The sequence below is a fragment of the Clostridium sp. LS3 genome (assembly GCF_055330225.1).
Genome location: NZ_CM143921.1, coordinates 3,185,948 through 3,205,785, shown reverse-complemented (window position 1 = coordinate 3,205,785; position 19,838 = coordinate 3,185,948). Strand labels below are relative to the sequence as shown.

The following is a 19,838-nucleotide window of genomic DNA, read 5'->3' as shown; positions in this document are numbered from 1 at the left end:
TTTATATGAATAAAGTAAAAGATTTAAGCTTATTAGATAAATATATATGTACTCATAATATAGGTAATTTGTTTAATGATTATATAAAAGAAAACTCAGAGATTCTTCTCTTTGATAAAAGAGAGTTAATATTCAAAGAGGGGGAGGAGATTACTCATCTAATGTTCTTTGTTGAAGGAAAAGCTAAAGTTTATATGACCCTTAAGAGTGGGAAATTACTTCTACTAGACTTTTATAAAGAACTAGATACATTAGGAGATTTAGAATTAATAACAAATGATATATCTAGTTGTAATGTTGAAGCTCTGGATCCTTGTGTTTGTATAGGAATACCAATAAGGTTTCTAAGAAATAATTATAATAAAGATATAAATCTGTTGAACTTTTTATGTAATTCTTTAGGGAAAAAATTAAAGAAATCATCTAAAAACTCAACTATTAATTTGCTTTATCCTTTAGAAAATAGAGTAGCAAGTTATATTATTTCTATAGGGATTAATAAAGAAAGTAAAGCTTTTAGGTTTGATGAAACACTAACTATAATTTCAGAACTTTTAGGTACAAGCTATAGGCACTTATCAAGAACATTAAATAAATTATGTGATAAAAAAATAATTTGCAAAAAAGAAGATTTTTATATTATTTTAAATTATGATAAGCTTGAAGCTCTATCAGCTGATGTTTATAGATGATTATTTACATAGATTTTACAAAAATTATATATAAGAAATTTACATATGATATAATTAAAATATTCAATTGCAAGAGGAGAGATAAGCATATGAAAATAAAGAAAATATCTGTACTTTTAGCAGCTTTAGCTTTAACAGCAGGGCTAGTAGGATGTACTGCACCTAGTACAAATCTACCTGAAGGAGATGTTAAAATAGTAAATCAACAAACTCAAGGAGTAGTACAATTACTATTAGAGTCTACTGATTATGGGAAAGATAAAAGTACTGTAGCATCAATGTTATTACCAAAAGATTCGCAATATGATATAGATTTCTATATTGAAAGATATGAAAATGGACAATTAATAGAAACAAAGGAGCTTATTAAATATACTACAGATACTATAGATAAAAATTCACTAGTTAATATAATAATGAATACAGCTAAGGCTAATGATGGCGAAGCAGATAGATCTATATACTCAATTGCAGAAGTAGATAAGGAAAAGACAACAGATGAAAAAAATCCAGAGTATAAAATGACTAAAATCTATGAGAAAAGTATAGATTTTGACTCAAAATCAGAATTAACTAAAATAGGTAAAAACTTAGGTGAGGAAGTTACATTAGTTGGGTTAGTTAAATTTAAGGAAGATGACTCGGAAAAATCAAGTATAAATTTAGATTCATATAAAGATGAAGTAGGAAAATATCATTCAGCAGACATAATTAAAGTTAAGGTTACTAAGAAATAATAAGCATTAGAATTAGGTATTAATATATATAATCTTATAAATTTAAAAATATAGTTTGATAGAATTTCTATAAATCTGTATAATAGTTATGAATTATAATAAATGGAGTGAATTACATGAGATTAAGGAAAAAAACATGGGCTAGACCAGAATTAGAAAGTTGTGATTTTTTTGTAATAAATCCAAGTGAGTATAAAGGAAAGTGGAATGGCTTATTTAGCAATGATAATCCTATATATTTAGAACTAGGATGTGGTAAAGGTACTTTTATAGCTGTACATGGATCAGAAAATGAAGATATAAACTATATGGCTATTGATATTAAAGATGAAGTACTAGTGTTAGCGAAAAGAAATATAGAAGAGGCATATAAAGATAAAAATATAGAAATAAATAATTTAAAGTTAATGGCACAAGAAATAGCTTTAATTAGTGATATGCTGATTGCAGAAGATACAATAGATAGAATATACATAAATTTTTGTAATCCATGGCCAAAGGAAAGACATAAAAAAAGACGACTTACGCATACTAGACAACTAGAAAATTACAAGAAGTTTTTAGTTGAAGATGGAGAAATTTATTTTAAAACAGACGATGATGAATTGTTTGATGAATCTATAGAATACTTTAAAGAGGCTGGATTTAATATTGAATATATTACTTACGATTTACATAAAAGTGATTTTATAGGAAATGTTCAAACAGAACATGAAAGAATGTTTAGCAATCAAGGAATAAAAATTAAATTCTTAATAGCAAGAAAAGGATAAATTAAAGAAGAAAGAGTTAAGTGAAAGAAAATATTATTGGATATTTTATAATTAACATTTGGTTATTTATTAACACTTAACTCTTTTATTTATTTTAAATTTTTAATCTAGTAATTAAATCTACTGTATTTAAAAATATATCCACTTCTTTTACTGAATTATATAATCCGAAGCTAGCTCTTACCATACCTGGCATTTTACAATTTGGATCAACTAAATGCCTAGTTGCTTCTAAATCACTTAATTTTAATAGTCTTTTTACATAAGGATGTGCACAAAAGGCACCTTGCCTTACTGCAATAGCTCTAAGGTTTGCTAAGAGTTTTGCAACTTCAGCATTATACATTCCTTCTATATTAAAGATTACTATACCTAATCTATCTGATATATATTGACTATCTCCATAAGTTACAACTCCTTTTATAGAGTTTAATCCATTTAAGGTTCTTTTTAATAACAATCTTTCATTATCTTCAATATCCTCAAATCTAATGTTTTCCAATTCTTTCATTGCTTGAACCAATGCAATGGCGCCAAAAAAATTAGGACTCCCAGCTTCATTCTTTTCTGGAGTAGATAATAAGATTTCTGAGTCATCTAATACAGAGTCAACAGTTCCACCACCTTTTAAGTCTGTATCTAGTCTTTCAAAAGTTTCCTTAAGTCCAACTATTGCACCACTTCCAAATGGTGCATACATTTTATGGGCAGAGAATACTAAAAAATCTATTGACTCATCTTTAGAATTTCCGGAGATATTAATCTTTTTATGAGCTACTATTTGTGCAGCATCAACTATCAATTTAGCATTATAACTATGAACAAGTTTTGAAATATAGGATAAGTCATTAACATATCCTGTTACATTTGAAGCAGCAGTGATTGTCACATATTTTACTAATCCATTATATTTTTCTAGTAAGTATTGTAACTCATCTAGTTTTAATCTACCATCATTATCGACTTCTATATATTTTAAATTACATTTTCCTCTCCATGGGAGGTCATTAGAGTGATGCTCCATTCTTGTAGTTATAATTACATCATTTCTATTTTCTATTAATATATTTGAGAGTCTATTAATCCCTTCGGTAGTATTGTTTACGAATATTACAGTGTACTTATCTTTTGGAGCATTTAAAAATTCTAGTATATAATCTCTACACTGACAATATTGTTTTGTTGAATACTCTGATTTCTGTCCAAGACCTCTACCTATAGAACCATATAATGTACATGCTTCAGTTATTTTATTTATAACACTTTTAAAAACAGGAGTTGTAGCAGCATTATCAAAATTTATTGGTATTATTTTATTTTTATCTAATATAGGAACTTTTTCATCAAGACCTATAAATAAATCTCTTAAAGAATTATTTGTTGAATTACACATAGCATTACCTCCCATATATTCTATTCATTTGACTGAGGTATGGTGATATTAAAGTAAAAAACTAGATGGTTATAATCTTATATTAGGTAACATATATAAATATAAAACATATACTTATAATGAAATATTTTTTGGAGGAAATATATGTATTATAATAATTTAAACAGACAGCAAGATGATGATGATTTAAAATTTATGCCTTTAAATATAAAAGAACCTTTTTTAGATAAGGATTCTAATTGGTTTCCTATAGTAAATATGACTTCACCAAATATAGGTGGCATGACAAATAATTTTATGTTAGGATTTGCAACTCCTATGGCTAATGGAAACATTGACGACAATCTTTTAAAAACTATTGAGTATACACCAAATATTAAATATAGCTACACAGATGAAGATGGACTTAATACTTATTATACAAATAATACTTCAAATAACATGAATGGAAGAAATAATAATCTCAACAATACTTTAAATAATATGTCAGAAAGTAGTTATAATCAAAATGACTTACAAGGTAGTATTGATGGATATATGTCCAACACTATGTTATCAAGAAATTCATTTAATAGTATGAGCAATGTTACACCACAAAATACTCCTGGAAATAATAATTATAATAATCAAAGTAATTTTAATTTAAATTATCCATCAGAAACAGAGTCAGGAGAATTATATTCATATAATAAGGATATTAGTTGTAATAAAAATTTAAAGAATATGCCTCCAAGTGGAATGGGAACAAGTCCAGGAAGTCCAGGAATGGCTCCAAGTGGAATGGGAACAAGCACAGGAGGCGCAGGAATGGCTCCAAGTGGAATGGGAACAAGCACAGGAGGCACAGGAATGGCTCCAAGTGGAATGGGAACAAGTCCAGGAAGCACAGGAATGCCTCCAAGTGGAATGGGAACAAGCACAGGAGGCACAGGAATGGCTCCAAGTGGAATGGGAACAAGTCCAGGAAGCACAGGAATGCCTCCAAGTGGAATGGGAACAAGTCCAGGAAGCACAGGAATGCCTCCGAGAGGAATAGGAATAAGTCTAGGAAGCATAGGAATGACTCCAGGAGGAATGGTAACAGGTAAAGGAATCTCAAGTGGTACTATTAGTGGAATAAGTATGGGTTATGGCGATATGTATAATTTATCAGGTGATATGATTAATAGTAATCAAAATATAGATTATACTTATAATTCAAGTAAATATATGAAAAGTTATACAAATGTAAATGAAGAAAATAAACAAAATACTAGTGACAGGGATAATATAATAGAGCCACCTCATATGGAAGTATTAAGGCAATTAAATTTAGGGGATGACCATGATAGTATTTCTAGAGATGTTAAGGAAAAAGAAGTAAATAAAATATTCAAGAAAATAGAAGGAGAGCATGGTTTTATACTAGGAACATTAAAAATATATAGAATTCCTTATTCAATTAGTAGTTTATTAGTTAAAAAAATAATTAAATTGACTTTAGAAAATTGTAGGAAAGATGGAGGTGAATAAATTTGTTGTTTCGTCAGAACTTACCTAATTTACAAAGTAAAGTAAGGTTCTTACATGCAATTCCTTCTGGACCAGCTGTAGACTTGTATTTAAGTGGAATCCTATTAGGGAAAAAATTATCTTTTTCAGATATATCATGTTATGAAAATATAGCACCTGGAAATTATAAAGTTCAAATATATATATCAGGCACTTATGATATGCCGCTATTTACAAGTGATATAGATATTTTACCTGATACTAGTTTAACAATTAATATAACAACTTTAGGGGGAAATATTAATATATTTGTCTTAAATGATGCAAATATGCCTGCAAGTTTAACAAATTGCTTTTTAAGGTTTATTCATTTATCACCTAATTCACCATTGTTAACATTATCTTTGCCTAATGACATAGCCCTTTTTGAAAATGTAGAATATCTAGAAACTACTGGTTATTACACTCTATCTCCAGCTATATATGATTTTAAATTAAGTTTTGCCGCTATATATGGTCTTGCTAAATATATAAGTCAAAAAACACTTAGAAATGGAAAGTTTTATACAATTTATATAATAGGATTATTAAATAACGAACCACCTATTGGATATCTTATGGTTGAAGATGGGGCAGACTAAAAAAATGACTGTATCTTATTAGATACAGTCATTTTTTAATGAACATAAATATGACTTAGTGGGATTATACATATTCCTAAAAATATTGAAAAAATATATATTTTGTTATACCCATATTGCCTTGAGGATGGGATAAGTTCTGCAAAAGAAATATAAAGCATTATACCTGAAACCATAGCAAATATTATAGCTAGTATTATCTCATTTATATATGGTCTTAAAAATAAAAAAGCTAATAAAGCACCTATTGGCTCTGCAAGCCCTGAAAAAAGAGTATATTTAAATGCTTTATATTTGCTTTTAGTAGAGTAGTATATTGGCATAGCAACAGATATTCCTTCAGGAATATTGTGAAGAGCTATAGCTAAAGCTATTGATATTCCAAGAGTAGTATTTTCATATCCAGAAACAAATGTTGCAATACCTTCTGGAAAGTTATGTATCATTAAAGCTATCATTGAAACAAAGCCCACTCTATATAATTTTCCAGAGGGTGCTGAAGGAGAAGGCCTTGGTTCATCAGGAATGAACTTATCTATTAACATTGCTATAAATGCACCAGATAATAAGAAAATTATCGAAAAAATAACTCCGTTAAGTTTGCCATTAGATTTACTAAGGGTTTCTTCAGCAGACATAAATAAATCTGTAAAAGAAACAGTGATCATTACTCCAGCAGAAAATGCTAAAGCAAATGTAATAAGTTTTTTGCTTTCACCTTTAGAGAAAAATACAATAAAAGCTCCAATAACTGTTGACATTCCAGCCATTAGTGAAAGTAATAGTGGAATAAAAGAGTGATAATCAAACATAAAGTACCTCTCATAAAAATTAATAGTTTAAAATATATTAATAAATATATTAGACTAGAAAATAGACTATGCAATATATACAAAATTTTATAATATATAATAGAAGAAATATTTTAATTTAGGAGAAAGAAGATGAGGAACTATAGAATAGAAGAAAAAATTGAAATGATTCCTGTTATGTATAAGATTTTAATTGGAAATTTAAAAAGCAGAAAAAATAATTTTAAGAATTTAAAGTATGGGGAAAATATAAAACAATATTATAGAATTTATAACGGAGATAGGGATAAGCCTATAATATTTTTTATACATGGAGGAGGATGGTGGCATGGAAGCCCTAAAACCTCTAGCTGTATAGGGAAATTTTTTAATGATTTAGGTTATACAGTAATTCTGCCAGCCTATAGACTAGTTCCATTATATAAATACCCAATACAAATAAATGATATATTTAAATCTATAAAATGTTATTTATCTAGTGAAGAAAGTTTAGAAAGTAGAAAATTTATAGTTGTAGGATTTTCAGCAGGTGGAGAGCTTGCAACAAATCTAGTTTTTAATTCTAAAAAACAATTAGAGTTTGGAATAGATAAGAGTATTTTTAAAGGTATGATTACATTAGCTGGTGTTCTTGATTTTGAAAAGTGTATTTCAAAACATTCTATAAGATTAATCGAAAATTATGCTGGAAAAGAAATTGATTTTAGTGAAAGTAATCCAATAAATTTATTAAATGAGAATATTGATATACCAGTTTTATGTTTGCATGGAGATAAAGACCCATTAATAGATATAGATAATTCCATTAGTTTTATTAATAAAATAAATAGTTTAAATGGAAATGGAAAGCTAAAAATATTAAAAGGAAAGCATCACTCTGATATTATATCATTAGTAATTAATAAGGGAGAAAAAGAATCTAAAGTAATTTTAGATTTTATAGAAGATGTATGGAGAAAATAAAAGAAAGAAATTATCTATTAGATAATTTAAAAGTTATATTAATATTTTTTGTAGTCTTTGGTCATGTGATAGAGTATTACATAAAAGACAATGATATATTGATGAGTGTATATATTTTTATATATATCTTTCATATGCCACTTTTCATTTTTATATCAGGATATTTTTCTAAGAATTTTTATAGAATGAAGAGAAAGTCAATTAGAAATTTACTAATACCTTATATAATATTTAATATGATTTGGTATTTAGCTGTGTATATAGGCACAAAAAAGGCTATGTTTTCTGTTTTATATCCAGGATGGACTCTTTGGTATTTATTAAGTCTATTTTTTTGGAGAATAACTTTAAAATATATAATTAAATTTAAACATATTTTACTAGTTAGTTTTATAATAGGAATTTTAGTAGGATTAATACCAAGTGTAGGAAGTGTTTTATCTTTTTCTAGAACAATAGTATTTTTACCATTTTTCTTAATGGGATACTATACAAAAGAAGAGCATTTAGAAAAGATTAAAACATTTAATAAGGGATTTTCTATTGTTGGAATATCAATATTTTTAGTACTTGCAGTTTATATTGTAAAGAGTAATTTAATAGATTATAAGTTTTTATATAATTCTTATTCTTATAGTGCTCTTGAAATATCTTTATTTAAGGGAACTTTATTTAGAATATTTTTTTATATGTCTGCTATAATATTTAGTATATGTGTAATAAATTTAGTACCCAAAAAAGAAAAGTTCTATTCAAATATAGGAAAAGCAACTATGAATATATATGTTTTTCATATATATTTGGTTATGATAGTGTACTTCTTTATTCCTAAGTGGAATATGGGAATTACAAAAAATATATTAATTATAATAAGTCCATTTATTATAATATACATTTTATCTCGAAAGAGAGTAAATAAAGTATATGATGGAATATTTTATCCTGTAAATATAAGTATAGATACAGGAAAAAAATCAATTAAAAAATATAAAGATATAAATAAAAAAACTCATTAAATTGTTTAATGAGTTTTTTATTTTATAAGTTTGTAAATTAATAAAATAAAAAATATTTACAAATGAAATTAAAGATACTATACTAGTGTATATACACTAGTATTAAGGGGGATTTTATATGGACAGCAGAGAAAAAATTAGGAAAATGGTCTTTGCAGCAGTTCTAACTGCAATTGCAATTATAATTCCAACACAATTTGGATTTTTAAAAATAACAATAGGTCCATTTACAGCTACAATTGCATCACATGTACCTATGTTTTTAGCAATGCTAATATCACCATCAGTAGCAATATTTGTAGGATTAGGATCGGCATTAGGTTTTTTTATAACAACTCCATTAGTGGTTGCAGCAAGGGCATCTATGCATATAATAGTAGGTTTTGTAGGTGCGTTAATAGTAAATAAGGATAAAAATTTCAAAAAGTCTATTGCTATAACAGCGCCTATTCATGGGATATTAGAAGGGCTTATAGTTATACCATTTGGTTTTTCATTCTACCAATTTATAGTTGTAGTAATAATAGGAACTATAATTCATCACTTCGTAGATGGTGCTATATCATATGCTTTAGTTAAATCTTTAGCTAAAGCAAGAAGAAAAGATTTATACGAGGTATTTTCAAGTGAAGCTGCATAATATATTTAATATAATCAGTAATAATAAAAAGTCTGTTTATAAAAGTTAAACAGACTTTTTATTATGAAAAACTATATGAAGTTTTTATATGCTATTAGTTTTATTTTAAAATAATTAAGAAACATATATTTTTATTTTAGATAAAGTGATATAATTTTTAATTAATGGGAAATAATTGGAATAGTATTATATAGTTTGGAGGAATTAGCATGGAGAGTACATCACTTATTCTAGAAGGTGGGGGAATGAGAGGCGTTTATACTGCAGGTGTTCTAGACTTACTATTAGATAAAGAGATAGATATAAAATACTGTATAGGCGTATCAGCAGGAGCATGTAATTGTGTTTCATACATATCTAAGCAGCATAAAAGAAATTATAGAGTAAATATAAATTATGTAAATGATAAGAGATATTTAAGCTTTAATAATCTAATTAAGACTGGATCAGCTTTTGGGATGGATATGCTTTTTGATATTATACCAAATCAATTAGAACCTTTTGATTATGAAAAATTTAAGAGTTCAGGAGTAAAATTTTTAGTAGGAGCAACAAATTGTGAAACTGGTAAACCTGAATTTTATAATATCAAGGATTTTAGTGATGGATATGATGCATTAAAAGCTTCTATTTCATTACCATTAGTAGCAAAGATAATTGAGTTTGATAATAAAAAATTATTAGATGGTGGAATAGCAGCACCAATACCAATACAAAAAGCCATAGATGATGGAATAGAAAAACATGTAGTTATTTTAACGCAACATAAAGGATATACCAAGAGTAAGACAAAGATGATGTCTATAATTAAGAGAAAATATAAAAAACATCCAGCTCTTATTGATGTTATGGAAAATAGATATAGAATATATAATGATACATTAGAAAAGTTAGATAAATTAGAACAGGAAGGGAAATGTTTCGTTATAAGACCAAGTAGTCCTCTAGATGTTAGTAGATTTGAAAGAAATAAAGATAAATTAGAAGCTATTTATAATAAAGGATATGAAGATGCAGAGAAATTATCAGAAGAGTTAATAAAGTTTCTTAAAAAATAACAATTAAAGAAAAGTATAAAATTATTATTTAAAAAGGAAAGTAATTATATAATTACTTTCCTTTTATATTTATTTATATATAAAATTAATGAAATTACCTTACTATGATATAATTATTCTATATTATGTAAAATATTTTGAGGTGATGTAATGAAGATTTTTCATATGGGAGATTGGCATATAGGAAAGCTTGTTAATGGATTTTATATGACAGAAGACCAAAAATTTATAATAGAACAAATTTATAAAGCAATTGAAGATAAAAAACCTGATGTTGTTGTGATTGCAGGTGATTTATATGATAGATCAGTTCCACCAGTTCATGCAGTTGAATTATTAAATAATACTATGAAAAGAATAGTTAAAGATTTAAATACTAAGGTAATAGCGTTAGCAGGAAATCATGATAGTAATGAAAGAGTTGAATTTGCAAGTTCATTATTAAGTGATAGTGGACTATACATAGTGGGAAATCTAAAAAGAAAAATAGATAAAATAGTTTTAGAAGATAAATATGGAAAAATTAATTTTTATTCAATACCATATGCAGATGTACCAGTTGTTAGAGACTTATTTGAAGATGAAAATATAAAAACACATGATATGGCAATGAAAAAAATAGTTTCTGAGATATTAAATGATTTTAATGAAGAGGAAAGAAATATTGCAATAGCTCATGGATATGTAACTCAAATGAAGGAGGATAATTTTGAGGTTTTAGAAGAAAGCGATTCAGAAAAGCCTCTTTCTATAGGGGGGACCGAGTATATTAACTCAAAGCATTTTGAGAAGTTTAATTATACAGCTCTTGGACATCTGCACGGACCTCAGAAGGTAGGAAGTGATAAGATAAGGTATTCAGGATCTCTTATGAAATATTCATTTTCAGAAGTGAATCAAAAAAAGGGAATAACTATTGTAGATATAAATGAAAATGGAGATGTAGATATAGAAATTTACGATTTAAAGCCTAGAAGAGATTTTAGGGTTAAGACTGGTACATTAGGTGAAATTATTAAAGGGTTTGATAATTCATCTGAAAATTATGAGGATTATATTAAAGTTATACTAAAAGATAAGGGTGAGCTTTTAGATCCTATGGCAAAGCTTAGAAGCATATATCCTAATGTCATGGAGCTTACTAGAGAGGAAAGAGTTTCAAGAAATAGTAGTAGAAGTGTGGCAATTAATATAAAAGAAAAATCTAAAACAACTTTATTTAAGAATTTTTATGAAGATATAATGGATGAAATTTGTAGTGAAGATGAGATAAATATCATTGAAAAGATAATAGAAGTAGCAGAAAAGGGGGAAGAATAAGGTGAAGATAAGAAAGCTTATAATAACAGGTTTTGGACCATATGCTGAAAAGCAGGAATTAGATTTTGAAGCAAATCTTGATGGAAAGAATATGTTTGTTATAACAGGAAATACTGGAGCTGGAAAAACTACAATTTTTGATGCTATAAATTTCGCTTTGTATGGAGAAGCAAGTGGTAGTGAAAGAGATGGTAAAAATTTAAGAAGTGACTTTGCTGATAAATCAACTCCAACAGAAGTAGAACTATGGTTTTCACTTAGAAATAAAGATTATTATATAAAGAGATCACCACAATATTTTAGAGCTAAGCAAAGAGGTGATGGCTTTACAGAAAGTAAGCCTTCTGCTGAAATAAAAGTTGGAGATAAGACAGTATCAGGACCAAAAGAAGTTACTAGGTTAGTTGAAGAAATATTAGGAATTACATGTGAGCAATTTAAACAATTAGTTATGATTCCACAAGGTGAATTTAAAAAGTTATTAAATTCAGATAGTGATAAAAAAGAAGAAATTTTTAGAAAGATTTTTGGAACTAAGATTTTTTCAGATATACAACAAAATATAAAAATAGAAGCTAATAATCTTAAAAAGTCTATAGAACAAATACAAAGAGATAGAGAAAATAGAATCAAGGCATTTTCATGCAAAGAAGATGATGAAGATTTAAGAAGAAATATAAATGCTAAGGATTTGAATATAGAATTAATACTTTCAAAATTTAAAGATACCATAGATAAAGATGAAGTAGAGGAAAATCTAATAAAGGAAAAGTTGAAAGATATTAATATAGAAATTAATAATATTTCAAAAGAGATAGTTTTAGCTAATGATATAAATAAAAAGATAGGTAATTTAGAAAATTACAAATATGATTTGGATAAATTAAATTTATTAAAGCATGAATATGAAGCTAAAAGTATAAAATTAGAAAGTGGTAAAAAAGCTGTAACAGCTTTAGGATTTGAAGAAAAATATAAAGAAAAGAAAATATCATTACTTAAAGTAGAAGAGAGCTTAAGAAAAAGTGTAGAGAATTTAAGTAGATATAAAAAAGATTTTGATGATGCAGAAAGAAAATTTAAAATAGAAAATGAAAAAGAAGATTTGAAAAATGATTTAAGAAAAAAGCTTGATGAGATTGAGAAATTAAAGGAAAAGGCTTCAAACTATCAAATTAATAAAGAAAAGTTTGATGAGTTAAAGAGACAATCTCAATATATTATTGAAAGAATTAAACAAATCGATTTAGAGAGAAATAAGAATAATGATTTAATAAAATTATTGTTAGAAGAGCTAGAAAATATAAATAAGTTAAAAGAAGAAAAGAATACTTTGGATATAGAAGAAATAAATTATATATCTAAACAAGAAAAGCTTAATAAGCTTTTAAGCGCTTTGGAAAAATGTAAATTAGAAAGTCAAAGACATGTAAAAGGAACAGCATTTTATGAAAGTGCAGATAAAGAATTTAATGAAAAGAAAAACAATTATGAGCAGCTAGAAGAAGCTTTTAGAAGAAATCAAGCAGGGATACTAGCTAAAGATTTAATGGAGGGTGAAAGTTGTCCTGTTTGTGGTTCTACTCATCATCCAAAGCTTGCAGTTATTGAAGTTGATAGTATAAATGAATCAGCAGTAAAAGAAGCAAAAATAATAGCAGATAAATTCTATGAAAAAAGAGAATCTTATTATAGAGAACTTACTAAGATACAAGCAGAAATAAATTCACTTAAAGAGGAAACGATAAGGCCTATATTTATAGAAATATTTAGTGAAGAAGATTTTAAAGATGATATTGAAAGGTCTATAGAAAATGTTAATACTGAACTAAAAAATAATTATAGTTATTTAGATAAAATAATTAATAGAAAAAAAGAAATTGAAAAAGTAGAGTCATTAGGATCAACTAAACTAAAGCAAAAGCAAGAAATAGAAAAATATACTGAGGAGTTAAGAGTTGAGCTAGAAAATAAAAATAAAGAGCTATTAGCAAAAGAGGGAGAATTAAAATCTCAAGAAGCTAATTTACAAAATATAGTTAATGAGTTTAAAGGAACTATAAGAAGCGTTAAAGATTTAGAAGAAGAACAATGCAAAGTAAATAATAATCTTGAAAAGCTAAAAGAGGATTATGTAAAGGCAGAGAAAGACTTTAATAATATAAAAACTATTTATGATAAAGAAAATGGTAATAAGAGCTCTTTAGAAGTAATGACTGAAAATGTAAAGGTAGAACTAGATGAAGCTTTGAAATTCTTTAAAGAAAAAGTTTTACAGTTAGGATTTAAAGATTATAATGACTATTCTTCAAGTAGAATGACAGAGATAGAAATTGATGTATTAGAAAAGGATATAAATAAGTTTAATATGACATTGTCTAATGCTGAAAAAGTTTATAGCTTGTCTTTAGAAGAATGTAAGAATTTAAAGAAAATTGATATAAGAAGCATAGAAGAAGTTTTAGAAATTAAAAATGGAGAAAAGATTAGTCTAGAAAAGGCTGAAAAAGAAATTTATTTAAGAATAAGTCAAAACAAAAAGATCATTGGAGAATGTATTAACTATAATAAACTGATAGAAGAAGATGAGGATAAATACAAGACCGTAGGTAAGTTATCTAAAATAATAAATGGAGATAATCCGAGAAAGATAAGTTTTGAAAGATATGTTTTGGCAGCATATTTTGAAGATATAATTGAAGCTGCTAATATTAGATTTTCACAAATGACATGTAATAGATTTGAACTTTTAAGAAAAGAAGAGTTAGGAGATAAGAGAAAAGGTCAAGGCTTGGACTTAGAAGTATTCGATAACTATACAGGTAAATCCAGAGATGTAAAGACTTTATCTGGAGGAGAATGTTTTAAAGCATCATTATCTATGGCATTAGGGTTAGCAGATGTAGTGCAAAGTTATTCAGGAGGAATACAACTAGATACTATGTTTATAGATGAAGGTTTTGGAACATTAGATCCGGAATCCCTTGATTCAGCTATTGAATGTTTAGTAGGTTTACAAGATGATGGAAGAATTGTTGGAGTAATCTCTCATGTTCAAGAGTTAAAAGATAGAATAGAAACTAAACTTGAAGTAAGTTCAACAAATAAAGGCAGTAAAGCTGTTTTTAGAGTTTAAGTATTAAAAGCAATAAATAGATTTGTTTTATATAAATCTATTTATTGCTTTTTTATAAATTTGTTTTTCTATATTTAGTAGGAGATATTGATAAAAACTTTTTAAAGGTTTTAATAAAATATGATACATCACCAAATCCAACTTCGTAAGCAATTTCTGTTATAGATAAATTTGTATTAAATAAAAGTAAGGTTGCCTTTTGAATTCTAAAGTAATTAATATATTGAGTGCAAGTTTTACCTGTTTGAGATTTAAAGAATCTTAAAAAATGATATTCACTATACTGTGCTATATCAGCTAATTCTTTAATAGTTATAGGATTTTTATAATTGGTTTGAATATATTTAATAACTTCTTTTAATTTTCCAACTTTAATTAAATCACTATAGTTTTCAGAGCTTACATTTAGGCTAACATAACCTTCTTTAAAGATAGTAGAAAAAATTAAAAATAATGCTCCTTTAATTTCTAGTTGAAACCCATAAGCTTTATTACCATAGCTTTCTATTAAATTATTAAAAGCATTAACTATTTTAGCATGTCCTACATTTGATATGCTTATAACATTTTTAAAAAATAGTTTATTTTGTACTATAGGTGTTACAAAATTAATTTGAGAATAGTCTAAAGTATTTCCTTCTATTAAAGAAAGGTTAAATACAAGTGCTATATAGGAAATCTTAGTATTTTCTTTACCTATCATATAATGAATAGCTCCTTTAGGAATAATGATAAAATCTCCATTAGTTACACTAAATATTTTAAAATCTATACAAATTTCTGCAGAACCATTAAGTATGTATATAAACTCCATTTCATCATGCCAGTGGGAATAAAAATCAGCTGAATTTGTAAACTCTACATGATAGACCTCCATCGGTAATTGCATGTTTCCATGATTGACTTGTTCTTTAAGTTGCAAATAACTTTTATTATCCATAATATCTCCTTCAAATAAAAAACAGCAGAATTGTTATAACTATAAGCAATTTTCAACGAGAAAAATAATTCTAATAACAGTATAATACAAAAAGAAATAAATTTCATTATGGCAGAACATCTTTATGATGGTGGAGGTGACTATGAAAGTTGAAGCGAAATTAAGAGGAGAGTTAAAGAGAATAACATGGCCTTTATTTATAGAAAGTGCACTTTTTTCTTTATTGGGTAGTGTGGATACAATAATGTTAGGAAGATATTCTGATAACTCTGTTGCAGCTGTAGGAGTAGCTAATCAGATAATATGGATGCTCAACCTTATGTTTGGAATAATAACAGCTGGGACATCTATTTTGATTGCGCAATATTTAGGCGCTAAAAGTAAGAAAAAAACTATAATTCAAGTTGCAGGAATATCTATTGGTGTAAATACAATTATAGGTGTAACTATAAGTTTTATAATGTTTTTTGGTGGAACTGGAATGATGAAATTATTAAATAGTCCACCAGAGTTAATAGATTTAGGAAATCAATATTTAAAGATAGTTGGTGGATTTATATTTATTCAAGCAATAACTATGACTTTTACAGCTATATTAAGAGCTCATAGTTTAACAAAGATATGTATGAATGCAACTATTATTATGAATCTTGTAAACGTAATACTAAATTATATACTTATATTCGGTAAGTTTGGTTTTCCTAGTATGGGAGTTTCGGGTGCAGCTTTAGCAACTACTTTAAGTAAAATTATAGGATTAATAATTTTAGGAAGGGCAACTTATGATTTAATTTTAAATAAGTTTAAGATGTCTATGTTTAAGCCTTTCCCGAAAATTCATCTTATTAATATACTTAAAATTGGAATTCCATCAGCTGCTGAACAAATTTCATATAATTTATCTCAATTAGTTATAACAAGTTTTATAAATCTTATAGGGGTAAGTAGCATGGCTGCCAAAAGTTATGTAGGGACAATAGTTTGTTTTAGCTATATATTTGCATCAGCAGTAGGTCAAGGTGGAAGTATATTAATAGGGAACTTAGTAGGAAATAAAGAAGATAATAAAGCATATGATTTATGCATTTATACATTAAAAAAAGCAGTAGTAGTATCAATAGTTATGAGTTGTATAATAGCCATTTCAGGAAAAGGTATTTTAGAGTTTTTAACAAGTAGCTCAGAAATAATATCAATAGCAGTAACAGTATTTGTAATAGAGATAATACTAGAACCGGGAAGATGTATAAATATAGTTGGAATTAATGGATTAAGAGCAACAGGAGATGTTAGATTCCCAGTATATATAGGAATATTTTCAATGTGGACATTTGGAGTTGGGCTAGCATATATCCTTGGAGTAAAATTTAATTTTGGACTTACAGGAATATGGATAGCATTTGCTATAGATGAATGGTTTAGGGGAATATTAGTATTAATAAGATGGAAAACTGGAAAATGGAAGGGAAAAGGATTTGTTAATAACTTATAAATTGTATTTCTAAATTTTTTATTATATATGTAACGATTGTTACCGAATTCCGATTAAAATCCTCATATAATGTAATCATAAAAGAAATAAATTAAGATTTAGATTATCAAGGAGGATTTTTCAATGGAAAATAAAATGTTTTGTTTCCAATGTCAAGAAACAGCAGGATGTACTGGATGTACAAAATTTGGAGTTTGTGGTAAATCACCAGATTTAGCTAGAATGCAAGATCTATTAGTATATACGACAAAAGGATTATCAGAAGTTACAACAAGATTAAGAAAAGAAGGAAAAGAAATTTCAAGTGAAATTAATCACTTTATAACATTAAATTTATTTACAACTATAACTAATGCTAACTTTGATGATGAAATATTCTATGCAAGAGCAAAAAGAACTTTAGAAATAAAAGAAGAGTTATTAAATAAATTATCAAATAAAGAAGGTTTATCAGAAGCTGCGAAATGGACAGCAACTACAAGAGAAGAATATGATGCAAAATCAGTAAATGTAGGTGTATTACAAACACAAGATGAAGATATAAGAAGCTTAAGAGAACTTATAACTTATGGATTAAAAGGATTATCAGCTTACATGAAGCACGCTAATGAATTAAGCTATGATGATGAAGAAGTAAATGCATTTATGCAAGAAACTTTATCAAAGATGTTAGATGACACTATGGGAGTAAATGACCTTGTAGCTTTAACTTTAGAAACTGGTAAGATTGGGGTAAGTGGTATGGCTATACTTGATAAAGCTAATACAGAAACTTATGGACATCCAGAGGCAACAAAGGTTAATATAGGAGTAGGAAATAATCCAGGTATATTAGTATCAGGACATGACTTAAAAGATTTAGAACAATTATTAAAGCAAACGGAAGGTACAGGAGTAGATGTATATACTCACTCAGAAATGTTACCAGCTCACTATTACCCTGCATTTAAAAAATATACTCACTTTGTAGGTAACTATGGAAATGCATGGTGGAAGCAAGCTGAAGAATTTGAAAGCTTTAATGGACCAGTATTAATGACAACTAACTGTATAGTTCCACCAAGAAATAGCTATAAAGATAGAATCTATACAACAGGAGCAGCTGGCTTTGTTGGATGTAAGCATATAGAAGGTGTAGATGGAGCAGCTAAAGATTTCTCAGAAATAATTGAACATGCTAAGAAGTGTCAAGCACCAGTAGAAATAGAAAATGGAGAAATCATAGGAGGATTTGCTCATAACCAAGTAATGCAACTTGCTGATAAAGTAGTAGATGCTGTTAAATCAGGAGCTATAAAGAAATTCTTTGTAATGGCAGGATGTGATGGAAGAGCTAAATCAAGAAACTACTATACAGACTTTGCAAAAGCATTACCAAAAGATACTGTAATATTAACAGCAGGTTGTGCAAAATATAAATATAACAAATTAGATTTAGGTGATATTGGTGGAATTCCAAGAGTATTAGATGCAGGACAATGTAATGATTCATATTCATTAGCATTAATAGCATTAAAGCTTAAAGAAGTATTCGAACTAGAAGATATTAATGATTTACCATTAGAATTTAACATTGCATGGTATGAACAAAAAGCTGTTATAGTTTTATTATCACTATTATACCTAGGAGTTAAGAATATCCACTTAGGACCAACACTACCAGCATTCTTATCACCAAATGTTGCTAAAGTACTTGTTGAAAACTTTGGTATTGGTGGAATAACTAACGTTGAAGATGACTTAGAGATGTTTTTAGCATAAAATATATATAATAGATAAATTTAAGGGAAGTAGTTATAACTATTTCTCTTAAATTACAATATATATTTTAGGAAGGGAAACTTTTATGATAGATGTTTTAAAAAATACCTGTTTTTTTAAGGGAATTTCAGAATTGGAAATAGAGGAAATATTAAAGAGTGAATCTTATATAATAAAAACATATAAAAAAGGAGAAGTAATAGCAAATCAAGGAGAAAAATGTAATAGTTTATCTGTAATTATTGAAGGTAAAGCTGTTATTCAAACTATATATGAAAATGGGAAAGTATTAACATTAGCAAATTTTAATGTAAGTGATGTTTTTGCAGAAGCTCTATTATTTTCTAAAGAAAAAGAATATCCTGCAACTGTTATGGCCGGTGAGAATTGTAAGGTATTATCCTTTCCGAAAAAAAGTGTTTTAGGAATAATACAGAAGAATACTAAATTCACAGAAAATATATTGGAGCTTTTATCACAAAAGATAGTTATATTAAATAAAAAGATTAATCTTATAGAACTAGACTCTATAAGAAGAAAAATATGCAAAATATTACTTGATAATTATAAAAAGAATAATACATTTTCTTTTAAAATATCATCTAAAAAAGATATGGCTGAAGAACTAGGAATCCCTAGACCATCTCTTTCAAGGGAACTTATAAATATGAGAGATATGGGGCTTATAGAATTTACTTTAAAAGAAATAATAATTAAAGATCTTGAAGGATTAGAAGATGAATTTTTTATAGAATAGTAAAATAATTAGGCAGACTCTATTTATAGAAGTCTGCCTAATTATTTGGTATATATAAATTTTAAAGAGATAACTTAAATTAACCTGTGTAATAAATACATTATAATAGAAATTTTTAAGTAATTAAATACGATTTTTGAAAAAATATTATAACAAATTAGTGAAGTAATAAAATTTGTATAATTTTGACGAGCTTAAATCAAAAAGATTCTGAAA

17 protein-coding genes are annotated in these 19,838 nt (G+C 27.0%); 14 read left to right on the top strand and 3 right to left on the bottom strand.

From position 1 onward, the window contains the following. The first annotated feature begins 5 nt into the window (after positions 1–5). The 3 genes from ACZJV1_RS15080 (at position 6) to trmB (ending at position 2,202) form a co-directional block, all read left to right on the top strand. Complete coding sequence (locus tag ACZJV1_RS15080; RefSeq protein WP_411168696.1) at positions 6–692, top strand: cyclic nucleotide-binding domain-containing protein; 687 nt, start codon at positions 6–8, stop codon at positions 690–692. A gap of 89 nt (positions 693–781) precedes the next feature. Continuing rightward, a complete protein-coding gene (locus ACZJV1_RS15075; RefSeq protein WP_411168695.1) occupies positions 782–1,429 on the top strand; it encodes a hypothetical protein in 648 nt (215 codons plus the stop codon). Between the two features lie 116 nt (positions 1,430–1,545). Then, the gene (trmB, locus tag ACZJV1_RS15070) at positions 1,546–2,202 is read left to right on the top strand and encodes a tRNA (guanosine(46)-N7)-methyltransferase TrmB (protein ID WP_411168694.1); all 657 of its coding nucleotides are present in this window, start codon (positions 1,546–1,548) and stop codon (positions 2,200–2,202) included. 94 nt (positions 2,203–2,296) lie between these two features. On the opposite strand, the gene ACZJV1_RS15065 is transcribed toward trmB, so the two are convergent. Beyond that, a complete protein-coding gene (locus ACZJV1_RS15065) occupies positions 2,297–3,595 on the bottom strand; it encodes an aminotransferase class V-fold PLP-dependent enzyme (RefSeq protein ID WP_460286785.1) in 1,299 nt (432 codons plus the stop codon). A gap of 144 nt (positions 3,596–3,739) precedes the next feature. Here ACZJV1_RS15065 and ACZJV1_RS15060 point away from each other — a divergent pair, with 144 nt between their 5' ends. Together ACZJV1_RS15060 and ACZJV1_RS15055 are read left to right on the top strand one after the other, a co-directional pair. Continuing rightward, entirely contained in the window at positions 3,740–5,107 is a 1,368-nt protein-coding gene (locus ACZJV1_RS15060; RefSeq protein WP_463650660.1) for a hypothetical protein, read from the top strand. Between the two features lie 2 nt (positions 5,108–5,109). After that, positions 5,110–5,727, top strand: a complete 618-nt coding sequence (locus tag ACZJV1_RS15055; protein ID WP_411168692.1) for a DUF4397 domain-containing protein — start codon at positions 5,110–5,112, stop codon at positions 5,725–5,727. Positions 5,728–5,762: 35 nt separating this feature from the next. Here the strand turns inward: ACZJV1_RS15055 and zupT are convergent, their stop codons facing one another. After that, the gene (gene zupT, locus ACZJV1_RS15050; protein WP_411168691.1) at positions 5,763–6,539 is read right to left on the bottom strand and encodes a zinc transporter ZupT; all 777 of its coding nucleotides are present in this window, start codon (positions 6,537–6,539) and stop codon (positions 5,763–5,765) included. A 132-nt stretch (positions 6,540–6,671) separates the two neighbouring features. On the opposite strand from zupT, the gene ACZJV1_RS15045 reads away from it, so the two are divergent. From ACZJV1_RS15045 to ACZJV1_RS15020, 6 genes are all read left to right on the top strand, one after another. Beyond that, positions 6,672–7,502, top strand: a complete 831-nt coding sequence (locus ACZJV1_RS15045) for an alpha/beta hydrolase (RefSeq protein ID WP_463650659.1) — start codon at positions 6,672–6,674, stop codon at positions 7,500–7,502. After that, positions 7,490–8,518, top strand: a complete 1,029-nt coding sequence (locus ACZJV1_RS15040; RefSeq protein WP_463650658.1) for an acyltransferase family protein — start codon at positions 7,490–7,492, stop codon at positions 8,516–8,518. The genes ACZJV1_RS15045 and ACZJV1_RS15040 overlap by 13 nt, the downstream gene beginning before the upstream one ends. 118 nt (positions 8,519–8,636) lie before the next feature. Continuing rightward, complete coding sequence (locus ACZJV1_RS15035; RefSeq protein ID WP_411168688.1) at positions 8,637–9,158, top strand: ECF transporter S component; 522 nt, start codon at positions 8,637–8,639, stop codon at positions 9,156–9,158. A gap of 209 nt (positions 9,159–9,367) precedes the next feature. After that, positions 9,368–10,216 (top strand): patatin-like phospholipase family protein, encoded by an 849-nt coding sequence (locus ACZJV1_RS15030; RefSeq protein WP_460286790.1) that lies wholly within the window; start codon positions 9,368–9,370, stop codon positions 10,214–10,216. A 150-nt stretch (positions 10,217–10,366) separates the two neighbouring features. Next, positions 10,367–11,536: an exonuclease SbcCD subunit D gene (locus ACZJV1_RS15025; RefSeq protein ID WP_463650657.1), complete on the top strand. Its 1,170-nt coding sequence runs from the start codon at positions 10,367–10,369 to the stop codon at positions 11,534–11,536. Position 11,537: 1 nt separating this feature from the next. Continuing rightward, positions 11,538–14,672 carry an AAA family ATPase gene (locus tag ACZJV1_RS15020; protein ID WP_463650656.1) on the top strand — a complete coding sequence of 1,045 codons (3,135 nt, stop codon included), beginning with the start codon at positions 11,538–11,540 and terminating at the stop codon, positions 14,670–14,672. Between the two features lie 52 nt (positions 14,673–14,724). Here the strand turns inward: ACZJV1_RS15020 and ACZJV1_RS15015 are convergent, their stop codons facing one another. Then, the gene (locus ACZJV1_RS15015) at positions 14,725–15,612 is read right to left on the bottom strand and encodes an AraC family transcriptional regulator (protein ID WP_463650655.1); all 888 of its coding nucleotides are present in this window, start codon (positions 15,610–15,612) and stop codon (positions 14,725–14,727) included. A gap of 142 nt (positions 15,613–15,754) precedes the next feature. Here ACZJV1_RS15015 and ACZJV1_RS15010 point away from each other — a divergent pair, with 142 nt between their 5' ends. The 3 genes from ACZJV1_RS15010 to ACZJV1_RS15000 all read left to right on the top strand — a co-directional run bounded on the left by ACZJV1_RS15010 (position 15,755) and on the right by ACZJV1_RS15000 (position 19,622). Continuing rightward, the gene (locus tag ACZJV1_RS15010; protein WP_463650654.1) at positions 15,755–17,104 is read left to right on the top strand and encodes an MATE family efflux transporter; all 1,350 of its coding nucleotides are present in this window, start codon (positions 15,755–15,757) and stop codon (positions 17,102–17,104) included. Positions 17,105–17,227: 123 nt separating this feature from the next. Further along, the gene (gene hcp, locus ACZJV1_RS15005) at positions 17,228–18,865 is read left to right on the top strand and encodes a hydroxylamine reductase (protein WP_463650653.1); all 1,638 of its coding nucleotides are present in this window, start codon (positions 17,228–17,230) and stop codon (positions 18,863–18,865) included. 85 nt (positions 18,866–18,950) lie between these two features. After that, positions 18,951–19,622, top strand: coding sequence for a Crp/Fnr family transcriptional regulator (locus ACZJV1_RS15000; protein ID WP_463650652.1), 672 nt, complete (start codon positions 18,951–18,953; stop codon positions 19,620–19,622). Positions 19,623–19,838: the final 216 nt, after the last annotated feature.